Source organism: Lysinibacillus sp. BNK-21, assembly GCF_048684915.1.
Lineage (GTDB): Bacteria > Bacillota > Bacilli > Bacillales_A > Planococcaceae > Lysinibacillus > Lysinibacillus capsici.
In genome coordinates, this window is sequence record NZ_JBLQTS010000001.1 from 2,266,520 (window position 1) to 2,283,575 (window position 17,056).

The 17,056-nt window shown below is 36.6% G+C and carries 21 protein-coding genes; 7 read left to right on the plus strand and 14 right to left on the minus strand.

The genetic code is table 11. The annotated features are described in order from the left end of the window. Window positions 1–136: 136 nt before the first annotated feature. Both ACMGGO_RS11465 and ACMGGO_RS11470 read left to right on the plus strand, forming a co-directional pair. Window positions 137–754: a LysE family translocator gene (locus tag ACMGGO_RS11465; RefSeq protein ID WP_004230157.1), complete on the plus strand. Its 618-nt coding sequence runs from the start codon at window positions 137–139 to the stop codon at window positions 752–754. An 87-nt stretch (window positions 755–841) separates the two neighbouring features. Next, entirely contained in the window at window positions 842–1,321 is a 480-nt protein-coding gene (locus tag ACMGGO_RS11470; RefSeq protein WP_279494951.1) for a DinB family protein, read from the plus strand. A gap of 23 nt (window positions 1,322–1,344) precedes the next feature. Here the strand turns inward: ACMGGO_RS11470 and ACMGGO_RS11475 are convergent, their stop codons facing one another. From ACMGGO_RS11475 to ACMGGO_RS11485, 3 genes are all read right to left on the minus strand, one after another. Further along, window positions 1,345–2,283: a DUF2268 domain-containing putative Zn-dependent protease gene (locus tag ACMGGO_RS11475; protein WP_281216473.1), complete on the minus strand. Its 939-nt coding sequence runs from the start codon at window positions 2,281–2,283 to the stop codon at window positions 1,345–1,347. A 5-nt stretch (window positions 2,284–2,288) separates the two neighbouring features. Then, window positions 2,289–2,780: a GNAT family N-acetyltransferase gene (locus ACMGGO_RS11480; protein ID WP_288583104.1), complete on the minus strand. Its 492-nt coding sequence runs from the start codon at window positions 2,778–2,780 to the stop codon at window positions 2,289–2,291. Window positions 2,781–2,879: 99 nt separating this feature from the next. Next, window positions 2,880–3,044, minus strand: a complete 165-nt coding sequence (locus tag ACMGGO_RS11485; RefSeq protein ID WP_004230164.1) for a hypothetical protein — start codon at window positions 3,042–3,044, stop codon at window positions 2,880–2,882. Between the two features lie 223 nt (window positions 3,045–3,267). On the opposite strand from ACMGGO_RS11485, the gene ACMGGO_RS11490 reads away from it, so the two are divergent. Together ACMGGO_RS11490 and ACMGGO_RS11495 are read left to right on the plus strand one after the other, a co-directional pair. Further along, window positions 3,268–4,113: a copper amine oxidase N-terminal domain-containing protein gene (locus tag ACMGGO_RS11490; protein ID WP_048392936.1), complete on the plus strand. Its 846-nt coding sequence runs from the start codon at window positions 3,268–3,270 to the stop codon at window positions 4,111–4,113. Between the two features lie 91 nt (window positions 4,114–4,204). Then, window positions 4,205–4,378 carry a hypothetical protein gene (locus tag ACMGGO_RS11495; RefSeq protein WP_175400719.1) on the plus strand — a complete coding sequence of 58 codons (174 nt, stop codon included), beginning with the start codon at window positions 4,205–4,207 and terminating at the stop codon, window positions 4,376–4,378. A 47-nt stretch (window positions 4,379–4,425) separates the two neighbouring features. Here the strand turns inward: ACMGGO_RS11495 and ACMGGO_RS11500 are convergent, their stop codons facing one another. The 3 genes from ACMGGO_RS11500 to ACMGGO_RS11510 all read right to left on the minus strand — a co-directional run bounded on the left by ACMGGO_RS11500 (window position 4,426) and on the right by ACMGGO_RS11510 (window position 5,810). Beyond that, a complete protein-coding gene (locus ACMGGO_RS11500) occupies window positions 4,426–4,809 on the minus strand; it encodes a VOC family protein (protein ID WP_112118708.1) in 384 nt (127 codons plus the stop codon). 51 nt (window positions 4,810–4,860) lie between these two features. Beyond that, on the minus strand, window positions 4,861–5,139 hold the full coding sequence (locus tag ACMGGO_RS11505; protein WP_054548639.1) for an ArsR/SmtB family transcription factor: 279 nt from the start codon (window positions 5,137–5,139) through the stop codon (window positions 4,861–4,863). A gap of 179 nt (window positions 5,140–5,318) precedes the next feature. After that, window positions 5,319–5,810 (minus strand): Lrp/AsnC family transcriptional regulator, encoded by a 492-nt coding sequence (locus ACMGGO_RS11510; RefSeq protein ID WP_420281910.1) that lies wholly within the window; start codon window positions 5,808–5,810, stop codon window positions 5,319–5,321. Between the two features lie 206 nt (window positions 5,811–6,016). Between ACMGGO_RS11510 and ACMGGO_RS11515 the strand changes: the two genes are divergently transcribed. Next, window positions 6,017–6,892 carry a DMT family transporter gene (locus ACMGGO_RS11515; protein WP_411825116.1) on the plus strand — a complete coding sequence of 292 codons (876 nt, stop codon included), beginning with the start codon at window positions 6,017–6,019 and terminating at the stop codon, window positions 6,890–6,892. Window positions 6,893–7,344: 452 nt separating this feature from the next. Here ACMGGO_RS11515 and ACMGGO_RS11520 read toward each other — a convergent pair whose 3' ends face one another. Beyond that, window positions 7,345–7,449, minus strand: a complete 105-nt coding sequence (locus tag ACMGGO_RS11520) for a hypothetical protein (RefSeq protein ID WP_155483363.1) — start codon at window positions 7,447–7,449, stop codon at window positions 7,345–7,347. 225 nt (window positions 7,450–7,674) lie between these two features. On the opposite strand from ACMGGO_RS11520, the gene ACMGGO_RS11525 reads away from it, so the two are divergent. Beyond that, window positions 7,675–8,187, plus strand: a complete 513-nt coding sequence (locus ACMGGO_RS11525; protein ID WP_387254479.1) for a GNAT family N-acetyltransferase — start codon at window positions 7,675–7,677, stop codon at window positions 8,185–8,187. A 50-nt stretch (window positions 8,188–8,237) separates the two neighbouring features. On the opposite strand, the gene ACMGGO_RS11530 is transcribed toward ACMGGO_RS11525, so the two are convergent. The 7 genes from ACMGGO_RS11530 to ACMGGO_RS11560 all read right to left on the minus strand — a co-directional run bounded on the left by ACMGGO_RS11530 (window position 8,238) and on the right by ACMGGO_RS11560 (window position 16,322). Further along, window positions 8,238–8,462: a hypothetical protein gene (locus ACMGGO_RS11530; RefSeq protein WP_281216475.1), complete on the minus strand. Its 225-nt coding sequence runs from the start codon at window positions 8,460–8,462 to the stop codon at window positions 8,238–8,240. A gap of 245 nt (window positions 8,463–8,707) precedes the next feature. Next, complete coding sequence (locus ACMGGO_RS11535) at window positions 8,708–9,046, minus strand: hypothetical protein (RefSeq protein WP_048392945.1); 339 nt, start codon at window positions 9,044–9,046, stop codon at window positions 8,708–8,710. 99 nt (window positions 9,047–9,145) lie between these two features. Continuing rightward, window positions 9,146–9,682, minus strand: a complete 537-nt coding sequence (locus tag ACMGGO_RS11540) for a TlpA family protein disulfide reductase (RefSeq protein WP_048392947.1) — start codon at window positions 9,680–9,682, stop codon at window positions 9,146–9,148. A 117-nt stretch (window positions 9,683–9,799) separates the two neighbouring features. Further along, window positions 9,800–10,993: an MFS transporter gene (locus ACMGGO_RS11545; RefSeq protein ID WP_374805448.1), complete on the minus strand. Its 1,194-nt coding sequence runs from the start codon at window positions 10,991–10,993 to the stop codon at window positions 9,800–9,802. 526 nt (window positions 10,994–11,519) lie between these two features. Continuing rightward, window positions 11,520–14,312 carry an ATP-binding protein gene (locus ACMGGO_RS11550; protein WP_420281911.1) on the minus strand — a complete coding sequence of 931 codons (2,793 nt, stop codon included), beginning with the start codon at window positions 14,310–14,312 and terminating at the stop codon, window positions 11,520–11,522. Then, window positions 14,305–14,667, minus strand: a complete 363-nt coding sequence (locus tag ACMGGO_RS11555) for a response regulator transcription factor (RefSeq protein WP_048392951.1) — start codon at window positions 14,665–14,667, stop codon at window positions 14,305–14,307. Before ACMGGO_RS11555 ends, ACMGGO_RS11550 begins: the two co-directional genes overlap by 8 nt. Window positions 14,668–14,690: 23 nt before the next feature. Further along, window positions 14,691–16,322, minus strand: coding sequence for a diguanylate cyclase (locus tag ACMGGO_RS11560; RefSeq protein WP_420281912.1), 1,632 nt, complete (start codon window positions 16,320–16,322; stop codon window positions 14,691–14,693). Between the two features lie 243 nt (window positions 16,323–16,565). On the opposite strand from ACMGGO_RS11560, the gene ACMGGO_RS11565 reads away from it, so the two are divergent. After that, window positions 16,566–17,045 (plus strand): DUF6530 family protein, encoded by a 480-nt coding sequence (locus tag ACMGGO_RS11565; protein ID WP_016994140.1) that lies wholly within the window; start codon window positions 16,566–16,568, stop codon window positions 17,043–17,045. Window positions 17,046–17,056: the final 11 nt, after the last annotated feature.

A 17,056-nucleotide genomic window follows, 5' to 3' on the forward strand; every position in this document is an offset into this window, starting at 1 on the left:
ATTATTCATTAGTTTTCTGAATTATTTTTCATTATTTTTTCAATATTTCTTTATCGACAGCCACACAATAGCTAGAATATAATATTCCATGCATTCACCCTAGAATGATTAGTTTATTAGAATAGGATGGTTTCGCATGTTATCTTTTATCGCAATAGTTCTTTTATTATTTTTAATTCCAGGTCCTGCAGTAATTATTACCATTACACAAACATTAAAAAGCGGAAAAAAGAATGGTATTTATACAGCTTTAGGGATCGGTCTTGGTGACTTGGTTCATACATTAGCGGCTGTTTTAGGTCTCTCTGCTATTTTAATGAAATCAGCCACTGCCTTTGAAGTGGTGAAATATATTGGTGTGGCATACCTTGTTTACTTAGGCATTCAGATGCTCCTCACAAAGCCAAAGAAAATTGAGCAACCGACTGTCGAACAAAGTCCTGCTAGTACTTCATTCCGTCAAGGCTTTTTAGCAGAAATCCTCAATCCAAAGACGGCACTGTTTTTCCTAGCCTTCCTACCGCAATTTGTTCAGCATAACGAGCAATCTGTCACAAGCCAATTGCTAACACTCGGTATAACATTTGTCGTGATGAGTGCTTTATATACAATCCTACTCGCAGTAATTACAAGCTTCATTGGCGAAAAAATCTTTACAAAAACAAGCGGTAGCTCACGCTGGCTCGAAAAGACAGTTGGCTTCGTTTATATCGGTCTCGGTGTCCGTTTAGCATTACAGACACAAAGTAGATAAATTGGAGAAGAACACAAAAAGTGTTCTTCTTTTTTTGCAGGAAAATGGAGTTTTAATAGCCAATAATATTAAAAAGGAGGGTTACATTTGAATCAACGTCAAGAAAATCTATTTCAGCAGCTAGCCAATTATCGTGGCGAGCTGCTTCACTTACTCGAGCATGTATCAGAAGAAAAAGCGAACATCATCCCAGCTGGATTTCATAATAATATTCGCTGGAATATGGGTCATGTTTATCTCGATCAATATTTATGGATAGAGGCATTGACAAAGGAAAAGGATATAGATTTAGAAGCTCTCAAGAAATGGTTTGGCTTTGGTACATCGCCAAAGCATTTTGACGACGAAACGCCATCCTTTGAGGAATTAAAGAAGTATTTAGCTCAGCAGCCTGAACAATTAAAGGAACAGTACGGTCATCGATTGTCAGAGGAATTCCCTCCTATTGATATGGGTATGCAAACCATTGAACAAGTACTGTTACGCACCATCTTTCATGAAGGTATGCATTTACAAGCGATTTTAACCATTTATCGATGCCTAAACGAAGCAACAGACCGAGTTTGATACTGGGTCTGTTGCTTACTTGTTTATTGGTAGTTTTCAAGATAGTTGCCTTTGTCAAAAATTTCTTTCGGACTTAAGGCGGTCCATTCCTCTATCGATACATTGGGATGCAAATCCAGATAGGATTTTACCATTTTATAGCCCTCACTGTAGCCATATTCATAGGGTAAACCATTTCCACCTAAATTGATTTCAGATGCACGATTCAAGTCCCTCTTTTCGAGATCTCCTACAATTTTTGACCAATAAAAGTCTTTGGAATTGAAATCAATTTTCCTTAAATCCATTTCGGGATTGACTAATTTTTCAAACATAACTGCTTTTCCTTCAAACACCATATGGTCCAATACGGTTCCTTCAGTTCTTGGGCGGTTTTCAGTCAAAACACTATGATGATATTCATGAGGTATTGTATATCTTATATATTCATCATTATAATATTTATTGTATAGAACAGTTATTTTACCTGACCCTATAGCCACCATGCCAATCCCTACATCTGTAGCAGGAAAAACACATACGGTTGTTTCATTTTTTGTAGGAAGAAAATCAGAAGCTTTGAAAAGAGCTTCTTTAATGCTCCTTTCCGTTGCTTCCCTTTCAATATTTTCACTTAATAATTGATTATCTTTTATTTGTTTAGGCGTTATGTTTAGCACCAACTCAGCCAAGTTTATATATTCACCATTCTCAAAACAAGCACTATAAACTGGATCAACGACCTCTTCTCGATAGACATCCAATGGTGAACGATCTGGGTCACTTTCTACCTTTTCTGTATAGTTTTGAAAAAGCTCATAAGCATGAATTATTTTAAATGGTTGCTTTGTTTCAGGATGTTCGAATGAAACCGTGATATTTTCTACATCTGGTTTCTCATAAGAAGGCTTTTCTGTTTGTGCACAGGCACTAAGTATGAAACATAACATCATTAATACGATAAAACCCTTTACACAATTCATCCTTTTCATCCGTCCTTTTCATCAGGAAATAATTTAACCATGCTAACGTTCATCAACGATATGCCCTGTCGCTCGACTTTTTGTGTTTGCATGATTTGGTATCCTTTCCGTTCAAAAAATGGTCTCGCTGTAAGACTAGCATCCGTGTAAATATAGGTAAGAGCAAGTTTTCTTGCGTCTGCTTCTAGTAAATCTACGATGGCTGATGCAATCCCCTGTCCTTGAAAATCCTTATGGACATAAAGTCGATCTAAATAGCCCTCCATTGTCATATCCCCAAAGCCAACAATTTGATGATGCTTCCGTGCGACATAGGTCTTATTATGTCTTAAAGTCTTTTGCCAAGTCGCTACTTTAACTGGCTGTATGGCTAACGGTGCCCAAGCCTCCAATTGGGCCTGTGAATAATCTTTTGCGTTTACACTATGTACGGTTTCGTAAAATAATTGCAGAATTTCTTCTAAATCATCGTCATGATAGTTTGTAAAATGAAGCATCTATACACCCCTTTTCTCGCAATCTATTATACCAATGATAGGATATTTATGTAAAATTATAGCAAGCTTATAGATCCCTATAATCTATAAGCTTTTGTTCTACTGTTTCGGTGTATTGGCTGTCAGCGGATTCGCATTGGCAACTAATTGTACAGGCGTGGTTGTTTGTTGAAAGCTATCCTTTTGCCCTTGATTCGATTTTCCGTAGCCTTTCATCACAGCAAATAATGCCGCACCAACAATGCCCCATGTCAAAAACTTCATTTAAAAAACCTCCTTTCAGCGTTAGTAATCGAGAACAAATACAGATTATACGCTGTCAAAAAGTAGCTATTAGCGATGGTGACTTTGTGTCATTATGCATCTGATAATTAAAAAGGTTATTGAATTTAGAGAAAAAATAGTAATATTTTTATTATATATTGAAGAATATTATGGTAAAATTTCCGGTGGTGGTAAATGTTAAAATATAAGGAGGCTATATACCATGAAAAAATTTTTTACAGGGCTATTTTTAACATCTACATTATTTGTAGCAACACCTGCTGATGCCGCAACGACACAAATCAAAATCGACGATGTTGTGGTAAAATCTGATACAGCACCCGAGCAAAAAAACAATCGAACAATGGTGCCATTACGAGTGATCAGTGAAAATCTTGGTGCGCAAGTTCATTGGCAGGATTCACAAATCACCCTTTCAATGGATCAAACAACTATTAAATTGAATCTTAATAACCGAACAGTCATTAAAAATGGTCAAAAAGAGCAATTGGATGTACAACCATACATGAAAAACAATCGCACCTATGTACCAATTCGCTTTATTGCTGAAACATTCGGCAGTCAAGTGCATTATAATGATGGCACAGTGAATATTACGACTGAACCATTGCTAATTGAAGATGAAAAAATCAAGGTACTACGCTATGAATACCATATGACAATGGGTGGTGTCATTCAGGACATCAAGGGCAATGCCTATCACCAAGCACTTTTCAAAATTTTCCAAGAAAAGAAAGGCGACAAAGTAGAGGCTCCGAAAGATTATTATTGGCACCTCAATCTAGAAACTCCTGGATCTTATTACAAGCTTGGTCAATTTGATTTTATGAGCCATGATCAAAACAGTGTTCGACAATATGATATCTATACATTAAATCAACCTTTCCCAGAGGAATTATTACAAGGCTATCCTGAGTATTTACTCCATGATTTCGATGGCGATAACTGGTATATTTTCTCTGAGCAAGCAGTGAAGTCAATACAGCAGCTGATTAATAGTGCATATAATAATGGCTTTAGCAAAATAATTAGTAATACAGTCGCTTAAAAAAATTTTTAATGGCAGCTATACACAACATATTCTGTAAAAAGATGTGCAAAATATTCATATCAACGATTGATTGATGGAGGTTTGCCTCATGCAGAAATTCCTATCATTAAGTATAGCGCTACTATTCCTTTTATCTGCTTGTTCGTCGGAAGAAGCTCCGCCCAGCGAGGAAGCAGAAGCCAAAGAACAGACCGTAAATGCGCAGCCAAAAGAAAATCTAAACGTTTTGAACGATGATAAAGGTTGGGTAATGGCTGAGTAATGAGAAAAGCGTGTTTTGATATTTTTTATCAAACACGCTTTTCTACACTATTTTTGTATAATCTGAATAAGGTTGCCACATGTATCATTAAAAACTGCTATTGTGACTTCTCCCGCTTTTGTCGGCTTAAGTGTAAATTCAACGCCTTTCTCCAGTAAACGGCTATACTCCTTTTCTAAATCAGTAACTCCAAACATTGTTGCTGGAATGCCTTCAGCGAAAATCCTCCTTTGATAGTCCTTTGCTGCAGGATGCTCATCTGGCTCAAGTAATAGCTCAGTGCCCTCTAAATCATCAGGCGACACAAGCGTTAGCCATCTATGTTTTCCTACTGGGACATCCTCCTTTTTTACAAACCCTAGCTTTTCCGTATAAAATGCCAGTGCCTTTTCCTGATCTTGTACAAAAATACTGTTGACAATAATATTCAATTGCTTTTCCTCCTTTTAAGTCGTTTAAGAAGCATCCTTCACACGTAAACTTTATTCTACCCATCCTTTCAGTAAATCTTTAAGTGGTTCCTTATTGAAAAGAATGACTCGATATTTTCCCTTTCGCTGTGATAGGACGAGTCCAGCACTCTCCAAGACAGACAGATGCTTAGCAATCCCCTGCCTCGAAATGGAAAGTTCATGTTTCATTAGAAGACGCACCGTCAATTCATACAACGTCATCTCATCACACTCAGCCAGTTCATCTAATATAAGTCTCCGAGTTGAGTCCCCTAGTGCTTTAAAAACAGCGTCTTTATCCCAATTCATAGCTTGATTATAGGCAACTCTATGGTTGCATGTCAACTATAAGCAACTTGTCGGTTGTATGATTTTTGCACATGTGATCTCTTTATTTGGAGCTGGGATAATCCCTCGTGAGCGGAGTGCTACTCATTTAGAGCGGCTGCTTACCTTTCATCAGTAAAAAAAAGCAAGCCTGAGTTAGCTTACTCAGGCTTGCTGTTTTCTTCGATCGGTAACACTGTAGAATATTTAATTTCTCGTAAGGATAAATTCGTTTGAATTCTAGAAACGCCAAGCTTATTTAATTTTCGAATAAATTGATTTAAGTCTTGGCGGTCTCGAATTACGACCTTTAACAAATAATCATAGGCACCTGTTAAGCAATGACATTCCAAAATTTCGGTCATTGTTTTCAAGCTGTTTTCTAACTCCTCTATTTCCTTCTCCTGATGAATATTTGTGCTCATAAATATATAGCACAATAAATCAAACCCTAGTTTCTCCTGATTTAAAATTGCGACTTGTTGATCAATATAGCCTTCATTTTCTAGACGTTTCACCCTTGTATGGGTTGCTGGTGGGGACAAATTCACCCGTCTAGCTAATTCCGCATTGCTAATCTGAACCTCTCGCTGCAAAATCGCTAAGATTTGCAGATCGACATTATCTAATCCTTTATTTTTTATATCCTCCATTGTTTTCTCCTCTTTTGATTATTTTTAGACAAGGAAGTTTTTAATGCGATTTCAAAATATTATTTTGATATTCATTAAATAACTTTCGATTATTTTGATTTTATTCAATTATACAAAATATTATACTGATAAATCACTAATAGTGCTATGATTCTTATTATACATAAAAGCAAAAGGAGTGTACCTATACTGTGGTTAAATTTTATATGGGCTTAATGCTTGTCACGAGCTTACTATGGGGAGGCAATTTTGTTGTGGCTAAGACGCTAGTGGCTCATGCCTCTCCAATGACCTTAACGTTGGTCAGATGGCTGATCGCAGTGATCGTCCTGCTACCGTTAGTTTGGTGGAAAGAGAAGAGATTGGTTCCTGCTAAAGCCGCTCTTGTGCCATTATTACTGATGGGCATTACAGGTGTTGCCTTATTTAATATATTTCAATTTTTAGCGTTGGAACGAACCACATCCACGAATGCTGGTCTTATTTCTACAATGAATACCATGTCCATCGCCCTTTTTTCCTTCGCCTTTCTGAAAGAAAAAATAAATGGCTTGCAACTTCTGGCGATGGTACTCTCTTTAATTGGTGTTTTTCTTGTCCTTTCGAAAGGAGATTGGCAGCTGTTATGGCACTTCCAATTGAATACAGGAGATTTATGGATGGTGGCAGCCGTTTGCGTATGGGGACTTTATTCTGTATGTAGTAAGTGGGCTATGCAAACAACCTCTCCGTTAATGGCGACATTGTATGCAGGTTTGTTTGGGGTACTCATCCTAGTCCCATTCACAATTACGGATTTTACCTTCTCCGAAATCGACTCCTCTTTCATCCTTTCGCTTCTTTATACAGGGGTCATCTCTACAGTAGTTTGTATGGTATTTTGGAATATTGGCGTTCAACAATTAGGTGCCACCACCTCTGGTATTTTTCTAAACTTTAATCCTATTTTTACAGCATTGCTCGCCTTTTTATTTATCGGTGAACAGCTAAGCTGGCTGCAAGGCATTGGGGGAATCATCGTGATTTTGGGATGCTACTTATTCACACATTTTAAAACGAAGACGCCTCAGGCTGTGCTCTAAATTTCTATTTTTCAAACTTGCAAATAATAAAAGATGCATTCCCCCTCTTAAAACTCATCGAGAGGCAATGCATCTAATGATGTAGATGTTTTTTTGCTACTACCACAAATGAAACACCGTTCCTTCGTGAAGCTTGCTTGTCATACGTAAACCTTGCCCATAATGGTGTTGCAATCTTATATGGGTATTGATTACTGCTGGATGAGCGTTCTTGAGGCTACAGTAGTTTTGCCAATTGTCTTCATCCATTTCAACGCATTATCCGCTAAGGTGATTTCGAGATGGGTATCAAAATTGATAATACGAATATGTATCGTTCCCCCGTCAGAACGCTTTAACATTCCATGCTTTAATGCATTTTCAATTAATTGCTGGTAAGTCAGTGATGGGATGAGGACAGTTGTCTCCGACTTTAGTTGCCATACAACCTGAATACGCTTGCCAAAACGCTCCTACTGTATATAGAGGTAGACTTGAACCAACCTAAGTTCATTTTCTAGTAGAACAAGTGCTTCCACATTTTGAAAATTACTGGACTCTCTTAAAAAATCGCTCAATGCCTCTACTAATTTACTTGTCCGCTCACTATTTAATTCACTAAATCCGACAGGAAGTGGGTCTTTTTAATGACGGTCCTTTTTTAGTGGATGGCTGAAAAAGCAAACCAGTACTCATGTCTATCCACACATCTACAAAATCATCTGAACAATCCATAAACTGGGTGAGATTAACCCTAGACTACAGGTATAATGAAAGAAAAACCAAAATTGATTGGAGATGCCATGAAAATTCGATTAGAAACATTAACACAGGGTGATTTTGAAAACTTATATGCATTTGAGGTTAAAAATAGGGCCTATTTTGAAAAAACAGTCCCAAGTCGAGGTGATGACTATTACGAATTACCAAATTTCATAAGAAAAAATGACATGCTTTTAGAGGAACAAGCACAACAGCTATCCTATTTCTATCTAATAAAAAATGAACTTGAAGAAATTATAGGAAGAATCAATGTAATCGATATTGATAAGGATCAACGATTAGGCCATATCGGTTATAGAGTAGGACAAGAATTTAGTGGGAAAGGGGTTGCCCATACAGCCTTAGAATTAGTATTAGACCTTATGCGCCAGCAAGGCATGCTCATCATTGAGGCACAAACAACAACGAACAATATAGCCTCTCAAAAAGTATTAGAAAAAAACGGTTTTAAACAATTGGATAGAAGCGGAGAATCATTTGAAATGAATGGTCAAAACTTCACTTTTACTTATTACCGGTGGATTAATTCCTAGGATGATCTGACAAACCGTATTGTCAGATCATTCAATTTAAATGAATGTGCCTAATCTAATGAGACCTCTTTAATCGCTGTTTTCAATTCCTCTAAACTCTTAATCATTTGCAGTAAAGAATGATATTCAGCTGCATTCAAGTGATCACCATGCACTGTTATGTATCTTTTTATGCTACTTTCCATTGTTTGAATCTCTAGCATAGCATTATACTGAACGTCAGGTTCTTGGTGTCTACTCTTTTCTCTATTTTGTTGGTTTGGATTTTGAGGCACTGCGGTTTGATAGCTCCTTTAACATCTTGTATACCTCCATAGATATACATATTTTGCATGACAAATTACTAATAACGAAGGGTAATTATAGTATAATAGTTACCTTTTTATTCCTTTATAATTGTAAAAATACAATTATCGAAGCCTATTTTATAATATAGCACTCTACAAATTCTATACAACGCAAAAAAATCAAAATGAGCACCTAGCCATCTTGATTTTTTGCAGGTGGAAGCCAATAACTTTCACACCTTTTGTGGTGGAATAATGCCTGTTACAAGTAAAATAAAGAATACCAATCCAATAAGGAAAAATATCAGTGACGCTATAAATACGGGCCCAAGTTTAACCTTGAACCGTTCTCGCTCATGAATGATCCCTGTTTGTGCACTCACTTGGGATGTATAAAGCCTTGACATCGCTCCACCGCTACTCGAAAAGTAAAACGTTCCTAAGGTAAAGGCAATGCCCGTGAAAAACATCACTTCGATAAATCGCACAGAGAATATTGTGGCAACCCAGTACGTCAACGATATTTCTACAATCCATGCAATGATGATAATAATCATGTGTTTCCGTGGCATTAAAGGAGCCCCTTCCTTTTTTCTTTAGCTACTTCTACGCATTTTTTTAGAAAAAGTTTCATTTTTCTAAATATATTGTCTATAAGACTTATTCTGTTCTTAGAGATCATCAATCAATTGTATTAATTGTTGTTGAGTGAGTTCGCCTTTCACGCTGTGCTGTAATTTTCCTTCTTTATCAAAGATAAAGGTACTAGGATAATTCACCACTTCAAACGTTTTCTGTAGTACTCCCTCTTCGTCTAGGAAGATAGGAAATGATAAAGCATAAGTATCCTTAAATGCTGCCGCCTTCTTATAGCTATCATAGGCTGTGGCATTGATGGCTAGCAGCTCGACATCCTTTGATTTTTGTTGATAGAATGCCTCTAGTTCAGGTGCTTCCTGTTGACAAGGTCCACACCAGGACGCCCAAAAATTCACTACTACTATTTTGCCCTTATATGCTTCAAACGTTGTGGAGGATTGATCTAGCTTTGTTAAAGCAGTTTCATAATTAATTTGTTTGGTGCCATCCTCCAAAACAGTCATAGATGGTGTAAGAGATGCTTGGAAAAAAACATTTTTTAATGCCACACCAATAAAGATTGCTATGATAAGTGCAGAGATAATGAAACTTATTTTTTTACGATTCATACTTACTCTCCTTTTAAAATATACAAATATTTGTATATTTTACCATACTATCAACAAACAGGATATGAACTTTTTATAAAAAATAGCCCCTACTCTAAAAGTAAGGGCTACTCTTTCTTACGTGAAAGATGTTTTATTTTTATAGGCAATCACACTTACGAGAAGTAGCATACTAGCTGAAAGGAAAAAAACAACTCGTATCCCATACCATTCTGACAACATGCCCATCATTAAAGATGAAAGGCCGAATACCCCTGTCACAATGACATTCAACGATGTATACACCGTTGGTAATTTCTCCTTTGAGACACTTGTTTGAATGATGGTTTGCTGTGGAATGTTTTTTAATTGCCCACATAAGCCAATCAGCAAAGAACAGAGTAAAGCCATCAATGGTGTGATACTAACCGCAAAGAATAATGTAAAAATAGCGGACAACAGCGCACCTCCACTTATGAACATAGCTTTCTTACGCTCAATAAATTTAGTCCATTTTAAACAAATCATACTCCCTATAATCATGCCAATAAAAAAAATGCCGTTGAGATAACCCCACCATTGAGAAGAAGCCCGCAATGCTTCTTCTACAAAAACAAGTAAAATCGCTGCGACCCACACTGCACCTGCCATTGATTCCAGTAAATCCATTCGTGCAGCTACCTTTAGTACAGGTGTTTGATGGATGGATTGCCACCCTTGCATAAATAACACCCATTTCTTTTTTTCTGGACGTTCCATACGTGCCACATCTGGTAAAAGCTTTAAAAGCAATGTTGCCATGAAAAAAAGGACGACAACGCCCCATATAAGCTGTGAGGTTGTAAAGAGAAGCAGCAAGGAACTGCCAACAAACCAAGAACCCACCTGAATGGATTGGATAACCGTTTCTGCAATACTATTTGCTCGCAATAAATCCTTTTCTTCCACATAATGAGGCAGCAAGGATTGACGAATAGGATTGGCACAACCATCCAAAAACGCAACCATCGCAATCAATAAAAACACAAAGCCAATCATCGGCTGGTCGCCTACCCATTGTACATACAAGGCAAGGCCCAAAATGACAGCGGTTTTAAAGCCTTGAGAAATAGTTAGCAATTGATTCAACGACACTTTTGTCGTAATAAGAGGTGTTAGCAAACTGGAAACCAACATACAAGTAGTAATAATAAACGGTACGAAGGAAGTAGCAATCGCCGAGTTGGTGAAACGATAAATTATACTAATCACGCTTACTATATAGAGAATATCACCAATATCCGCTAAAGATTGACCTGTCAATAAAAGTGAAAAAGATTGGTTTTTAAACACGTTTTATCCCCCAAAATTAAGATTTTATTTTTTCTTGGGAGATTTTTAAATTGGACGAACCTGCATGTCTGAACTCCTTTTTACGCCTAGTTGAAAAAACGATGGGGGATTTCATTTTTTTCAAATTTCTATGCGTGATTTTGATTAAATTTCATGAAAATTCTAAAGTATTTATCTTATTTTAGCATTACTTTCACTTTGTTGCCAGCACGCAAAAAGACCAGGTGTTCTCAAAAAATTTGAGCCCTGGTCTTTTTGTGAAAAGTGAAACCTACTAGTTTGCTTTAGTGTTTTGTATTCTACTAGTACAGTAGTCGTGCCAGCTTGGCAAAGGTTACACATTTTTGAAGAAAAATTCACGAAACTTATTTTTCTTGTTTTAAGTTGTTCGCCTTTAATGCCTGCTTGTAAGGAGCAACTTGCGACATACGCTTTGGCTTCACCTATTATAGTTTTTATGAATTTAAGCTACTGCTCACATTTTCCTTACAATATAATGCTACGGACAACGATTCAAGCTATCCTATTATTTCACAAACAGTTTTGATATTTCTTCAGGTGGATATGGTTTGGTTAAGTATTTTTTAATTTGAAATTGGTCCACCATTTCTTTTACCTCATCTAATGCTGAGGATATAATAATCGGTATCTCTTTTGTATGCTCTCTTTCCCTTAGTGCACGGACTAAATCCCAGCCGCTCATTTCTTCGCCCAGCATTATGTCAATCACAATACCAAGTAAAGGCGTATTGAGTGTATCTTCAAAAGCTTTTTTTGGGTCATGATGATGAATCACGGTAAAGCCCTTGCTTTTTAGCTCTTCAGACAACAATAGAGCTAAGCTTAAGTCATCCTCAACAAGCATAATGTTTAAGCCGTTGCTATCCTCCATTACATCCTCTTCATAGAAGGTGATAGTGTTATTTGCGAGTGGTAAAGTAAAGTACACAGTAGTACCTTGTCCCTCTTCTGACTCTATCCATATTTCTCCCTCATGCTTTAAGATGATTTCTCTACAAATGGAAAGACCCAGTCCAGTTCCTCCTATTTTACGTCTTAAACTATTATCGATTCGTTTGAATTTTTGGAACAACTGAGCAATATCCTGTTTAGATATGCCAATCCCCTCATCTTTTATACTCACTTGGATGCTATTATTTTTGTTTTCTAACAAAATCTCCACATCCCCACCTTGTGGAGAAAATTTAATCGCATTTCCTATTAAATTAATAAATAATTGGACGAGTCTATCTTGATCTGCATTGACGTAGACCTCTCTTGCTTTATCAATTAGATGGACATTATGCTTTTGCTCATGTCGGAAGCGATTGACAATTTCAAAGGCTATTTCATTTAATTGTAGTGTCTCCATGTTATATTGCTGCTTGCCTGACTCCATTCGCTGTAAATCTAAGAAGTCATTTATAAGATTGGTTAGTCGTACCGCTTCTCTATGAATTGTATCGATATATTTATTTTGTCGTTCGGGTTTTATATTTTTCGTTAACAGAAGCTCTGTAAAGCCAAGTACGCTCGATAAAGGCGTTCGCAGTTCATGACTTACCGTACTCACTAATTCGGATTTCATTTGATCTACTTCATATTCTCTTGTAATATCACGATGCACAAAAATTGTGCCTACTTTTTCCTGTCCATCAAAAAGACAAGTTGCATACACCTCGACAAAGATTTCATGTTCAGCCGTCATACAATAGCGGCATTTTCGTGTCTCCTCAAAGCTCTCCATAATAGATGCCTCTAAAAATTCAATTAATTCATCAGGTTGGGCACTACATTTTTGAAAATGCTGTAGCCAATCCTTTTTAGGGATACTTGTTTCTGTTGTCAAGTTAAGGAGGTTGACAATACCACACAGCGCTCTATTGATAAGAACGGTATCGCCTGTAGCAGAAACTAATTGGATTCCTTCGTTGACATTATCAATAATCGTTTGATTTAACGTCCTCGATTTTTCTACCTCTTCATACATAAGAATACGTTCAAATGCGATGGACACACGATTTAATAGTCCGTTTAAACTATCTATATCCCGATCATTATGGGGATGCCCCTCTCGTGTCGCCATTAAAATAGCGACTAGCTCTCGTTTAGAATTAAACACGGAAGAATACAAGTCATAGGCATAATAAGACTCTTGTGCAATTCCTTTTTCATTTGCTGTCAATTGACGTGTAATAACAAAGGATTTTTCCTGCTTTAATCGTGCTTGTTTATCCATGTCAAAATTTTCAACTAGGTCTGCAGCAGATTGGTGTGATAAACCTTTTGTCGCATAAACATTACCCTCCATCCAATACAGCACACTCGTATCATATTGATAAATGTCGTTTAAATAATTATGGAGATTATCGATTAGTTTCTGTTTATTTAACGTAAAGGTTAGTACATGATTTAATTGATTATACTTTTCTAAATAATTTAATGAATTTTGTAATTGTAGCTGATTTTCTTGAAGCTCGTCCTGCTGCGCTAAAAGCTCCTCATTTTGAGTGGTCAGTACCTCTTCCTTATCCTGAATGGAGAGTATCATTTTAAGAAATGAGTTCGCTAGAATGCCTAACTCATCCTCCTTTTGTACAAGATTACCTAAATCAATGGATTTCCCTGACGCCAAAGCGTTTGTCGCAAGTGTTAATTGTTCAATTGGTCGAATCATATTATTCAGCACTCTTCGTAAAATGATCCCAACAAATAGTAAAATGAGACCGCTAATCATGAGCGAAATAAAAGTAAATAATTGCCCCTGCTCCACTGTCTTGCTAAAAATTTGGTTTAAGGAGTGGTCTGTTTTTTTCTTATAGGATTTTGTATAGGCAATAAATTTATTGACAAGGTCATTTGCGCCACTATTCGAAAGCTCTCGCAAAGCCTCATAATCCCCCATCTTCGCAAAGCTTAACCCTTTTGGGAGAGTAACCGTTTTATAATTATAATGAAAATCAACTAGCTCATTATAGAGCCCTCGTTCTTCTTCCGTTAAATCCAGTTGCGAAAACTTCTGTAATAGAACTTCGAAATTCTCCAAATTTTCATACAATAACTTCAATTCCTGCTCATTTTGAAAGGCATAGTAGCCCCTTGCTCGAAAAAATATGCCATTAAAATTTTCTTCCAATTCATCCACAAGCATTGATTTTTCATACATTTGCTCTCTCTTCTGCTGTAAGGCATTTTGACTTGCATTGACTACGACAAGAAAGGCAGCAATGATGATTAAAAAGCTAACAACTAGAAAAAGCAGCATTTTAAAGAATTGGCTGCGTATACTTTTATTCAGCAAGGGTGTCGACTTAATCATTTAAGATGTCCTCCACCAGGTTCATTAGCTTAATGGGACTAAACGGTTTGGACATAAAGTAATCTGCCCCTAAATCAAATACCTTTTGACGATCACTTTCCTGTGATTTTGCTGTCAGCATGAGAATAGGCATTGACATTTTAATCTCTTGTGGGAGAAGCTCGATCACCTCAATTCCTGTTAAATTCGGCATCATATAGTCGAGTATCATTAAATCATAGGAGCTTTCCATCATTTTTTTTAGGGCTTCTTCGCCATCCTCTGCCTCATCAATATCAAATTCTAAATCTTCTAATGTTTCACGTATTAACATGCGTAATATTTCTTCATCATCTACTACTAAAATTCTAGCCATCCTGTCTTTTTCTCCCTTTCCCATTAAAGAAACATTTGATGAATTAAACGAACAATACGTTCCGATACTTCAGCCACATTAAACGGCTTCACAATATAATCATCCGCCCCATTAATGAAAGCCTTCATGACGTATTCTTCCCCCACACGTGAAGTTAGCATGGAGACGATTACATTACTTGAAGCATGCTGCTCTCTTATCTTACTCAGCACCTCGATGCCGTCCATTTGCGGCAATATCCAATCTAATAAGATAATGTATTTGCATGCAGGGTCATACCAATTGGATTCCAGAAAACTAATGCCATCAGGAAATGATAATGTTTCAATCCTATAATCGTCATTTTCCTCCAAATGCTTAAAATGATTGGTAATCAGATCACGAATAATATACACATCATCAATGACAACGATCTTAATTTTCACCTTTCTTTTCTCCACAGCAGCTACGTTATCAAAGATGATCGTTTGATTTCTCCCTAATTGCTTGGCCGTATAAAGTGCTTGATCTGCCTCTTCTAGCATCTTTTTAGGATGTAAATTGGTAGAAGTGGCTTCCGCAATTCCACTAGAAAATGTAACATGGAAGCTAGTTCCATTTGCTGTAAATGTCTTTTTCTCCATGGAGGTACGAAGTTTTTCAATAAAAATAAATGCCTCTTTTTTAGTTATACGAGGCATTAAAATTACAAATTCTTCTCCACCATAGCGACAAGCAATTTCTTCAGCTCCTTTTAGCTCCTTCACCAATGAAGCGAAACCCTTAAGCACTTCATCCCCCACTAGGTGACCATATGTATCATTTACTTTTTTAAAATAATCTAAATCGATCATCGCAATTGAAAAATGTTCTTTGTTTTGCTGATGGTGTTTAATGAAAAGCTTCATTTGCGATTCCATAAATTTACGATTATAAATTTGGGTTAATTCGTCAATGACGATAGCCTGTTCTAATTCTCTTTTATAGGCTAAGCGATTGGAAACATAAGCGATTAATAGCTCTTCATCAATGGGCTTTGACATAAAATCCATAGCACCCATCTCCAATGTGCGAATACGATTTTCTTTACAATCATTACTACTAATCACTGTCACAAACATGAGCTCTTTTTTCGTCTTTTTAATATTGTCTAAAATAGAAAAGCCATTAGAATCTGGAAGCATGATATCTAGAAATACGATGGATGGTTGCAATTCATAAATTAACGCTAATCCTCGTTTACCATTATGAGCTGCAATGACAGAGTAGCCCTTTTTCTCTAAAACATTTTTTAAATAGGAAATAAATACAACATCATCATCTATTATCAGAATAAAATCTTGTTTTGCTGGATTTTTAATGATGGTTGTAGGATGTTCCATATGTTGTGTCATTGAATCATTTTCTTTATAAAAATGAACGCTTTCAATAAATGGAGCAAGAAACTTTTTCCATTCTGATTGGGTCCATTGTTTGTTACTGTCTTCATTCAAAAGCTCTAGCTTTTCACGAGCAATCGACGTTAATTCATGTAAACCGATTGATCCAGCGGTGCCTTTTAACGTATGTAAAAATGAATAGAGCTCGTCTTCTCTAACAAAGTCACTATTATCCCATTTTTGTAAATTTTCACATATACGTGTATAAACCATTCGGTGATATTTAGCTGTTTCCATCCTATTTCTCTCCAATCAATCATACTTCTATAAATTATAACTTACTATTTTGTAAAAACCACGGCAGATTTTGAACGTTTATTGTAATGAATCCCTTTCTTTTAAGCCCCTCTTAGCTGGTCTTAAAAGAAAGGGTTCTAACTTTGCTCTTTTCGATTGACTTATAGAAGCGTTTAATGCTAAATTTACTAAAGCAGTAATTTACTAAATTACTAAATTCGAAATGATAAGGAGTACAGATACATGAAAATTCCAACACATTTAAAACATAAACCTGTCATCGTGGCAGAAAATTATGCCAATATTGATGGGCGCACGGCTTATCAAACAGATGCACAAGGGCTTTCCCTTGGTCTGGCACAATGGAATGATCGAGGAAAGGTTGATATTTCTGCGAAGGTTTGGCGGCATACAGGAGGCAAGTGGTCTCGCCAATCAGAAGAACTTCCTCTACACCGCGTACTTGATCTCGCTATTTTAGTGTGTGAAACGGAACTTTATTTTAAGGAGGCTTATCGTCATGAGCATTTATATGATGAAGAAAACCCTGTAATTAATCGTGTAGGCTTACAGGGAGATGCCATGACAGTGGAAGTTTGCACAGAAAATGAACAGATTAAAGAGGATATTCAGCTTTTTCAACAAGCACTTAATAATGATGGTGAGCTAATTGGTGAACGCCTACGCACACTTTCAAGAATCTTAAAAGAAATGGGTTATTAAAACTCAAGAGG

Excerpts from the sequence above, each read along its gene's own strand:
- ACMGGO_RS11515 (WP_411825116.1), top strand. The coding sequence starts at position 6,017 with ATGGGCTTAATGCTTGTCACGAGCTTACTATGGGGAGGCAATTTTGTT.
- ACMGGO_RS11475 (WP_281216473.1), bottom strand. The coding sequence starts at position 2,283 with ATGAATTGTGTAAAGGGTTTTATCGTATTAATGATGTTATGTTTCATA.
- ACMGGO_RS11490 (WP_048392936.1), top strand. The coding sequence starts at position 3,268 with ATGAAAAAATTTTTTACAGGGCTATTTTTAACATCTACATTATTTGTA.
- ACMGGO_RS11540 (WP_048392947.1), bottom strand. The coding sequence starts at position 9,682 with ATGAATCGTAAAAAAATAAGTTTCATTATCTCTGCACTTATCATAGCA.
- ACMGGO_RS11505 (WP_054548639.1), bottom strand. The coding sequence starts at position 5,139 with ATGAATTGGGATAAAGACGCTGTTTTTAAAGCACTAGGGGACTCAACT.
- ACMGGO_RS11565 (WP_016994140.1), top strand. The coding sequence starts at position 16,566 with ATGAAAATTCCAACACATTTAAAACATAAACCTGTCATCGTGGCAGAA.
- ACMGGO_RS11525 (WP_387254479.1), top strand. The coding sequence starts at position 7,675 with ATGAAAATTCGATTAGAAACATTAACACAGGGTGATTTTGAAAACTTA.
- ACMGGO_RS11550 (WP_420281911.1), bottom strand. The coding sequence starts at position 14,312 with ATGATTAAGTCGACACCCTTGCTGAATAAAAGTATACGCAGCCAATTC.
- ACMGGO_RS11555 (WP_048392951.1), bottom strand. The coding sequence starts at position 14,667 with ATGGCTAGAATTTTAGTAGTAGATGATGAAGAAATATTACGCATGTTA.
- ACMGGO_RS11480 (WP_288583104.1), bottom strand. The coding sequence starts at position 2,780 with ATGCTTCATTTTACAAACTATCATGACGATGATTTAGAAGAAATTCTG.
- ACMGGO_RS11510 (WP_420281910.1), bottom strand. The coding sequence starts at position 5,810 with ATGGAGGATATAAAAAATAAAGGATTAGATAATGTCGATCTGCAAATC.
- ACMGGO_RS11485 (WP_004230164.1), bottom strand. The coding sequence starts at position 3,044 with ATGAAGTTTTTGACATGGGGCATTGTTGGTGCGGCATTATTTGCTGTG.
- ACMGGO_RS11535 (WP_048392945.1), bottom strand. The coding sequence starts at position 9,046 with ATGCCACGGAAACACATGATTATTATCATCATTGCATGGATTGTAGAA.
- ACMGGO_RS11465 (WP_004230157.1), top strand. The coding sequence starts at position 137 with ATGTTATCTTTTATCGCAATAGTTCTTTTATTATTTTTAATTCCAGGT.
- ACMGGO_RS11495 (WP_175400719.1), top strand. The coding sequence starts at position 4,205 with ATGCAGAAATTCCTATCATTAAGTATAGCGCTACTATTCCTTTTATCT.
- ACMGGO_RS11560 (WP_420281912.1), bottom strand. The coding sequence starts at position 16,322 with ATGGAAACAGCTAAATATCACCGAATGGTTTATACACGTATATGTGAA.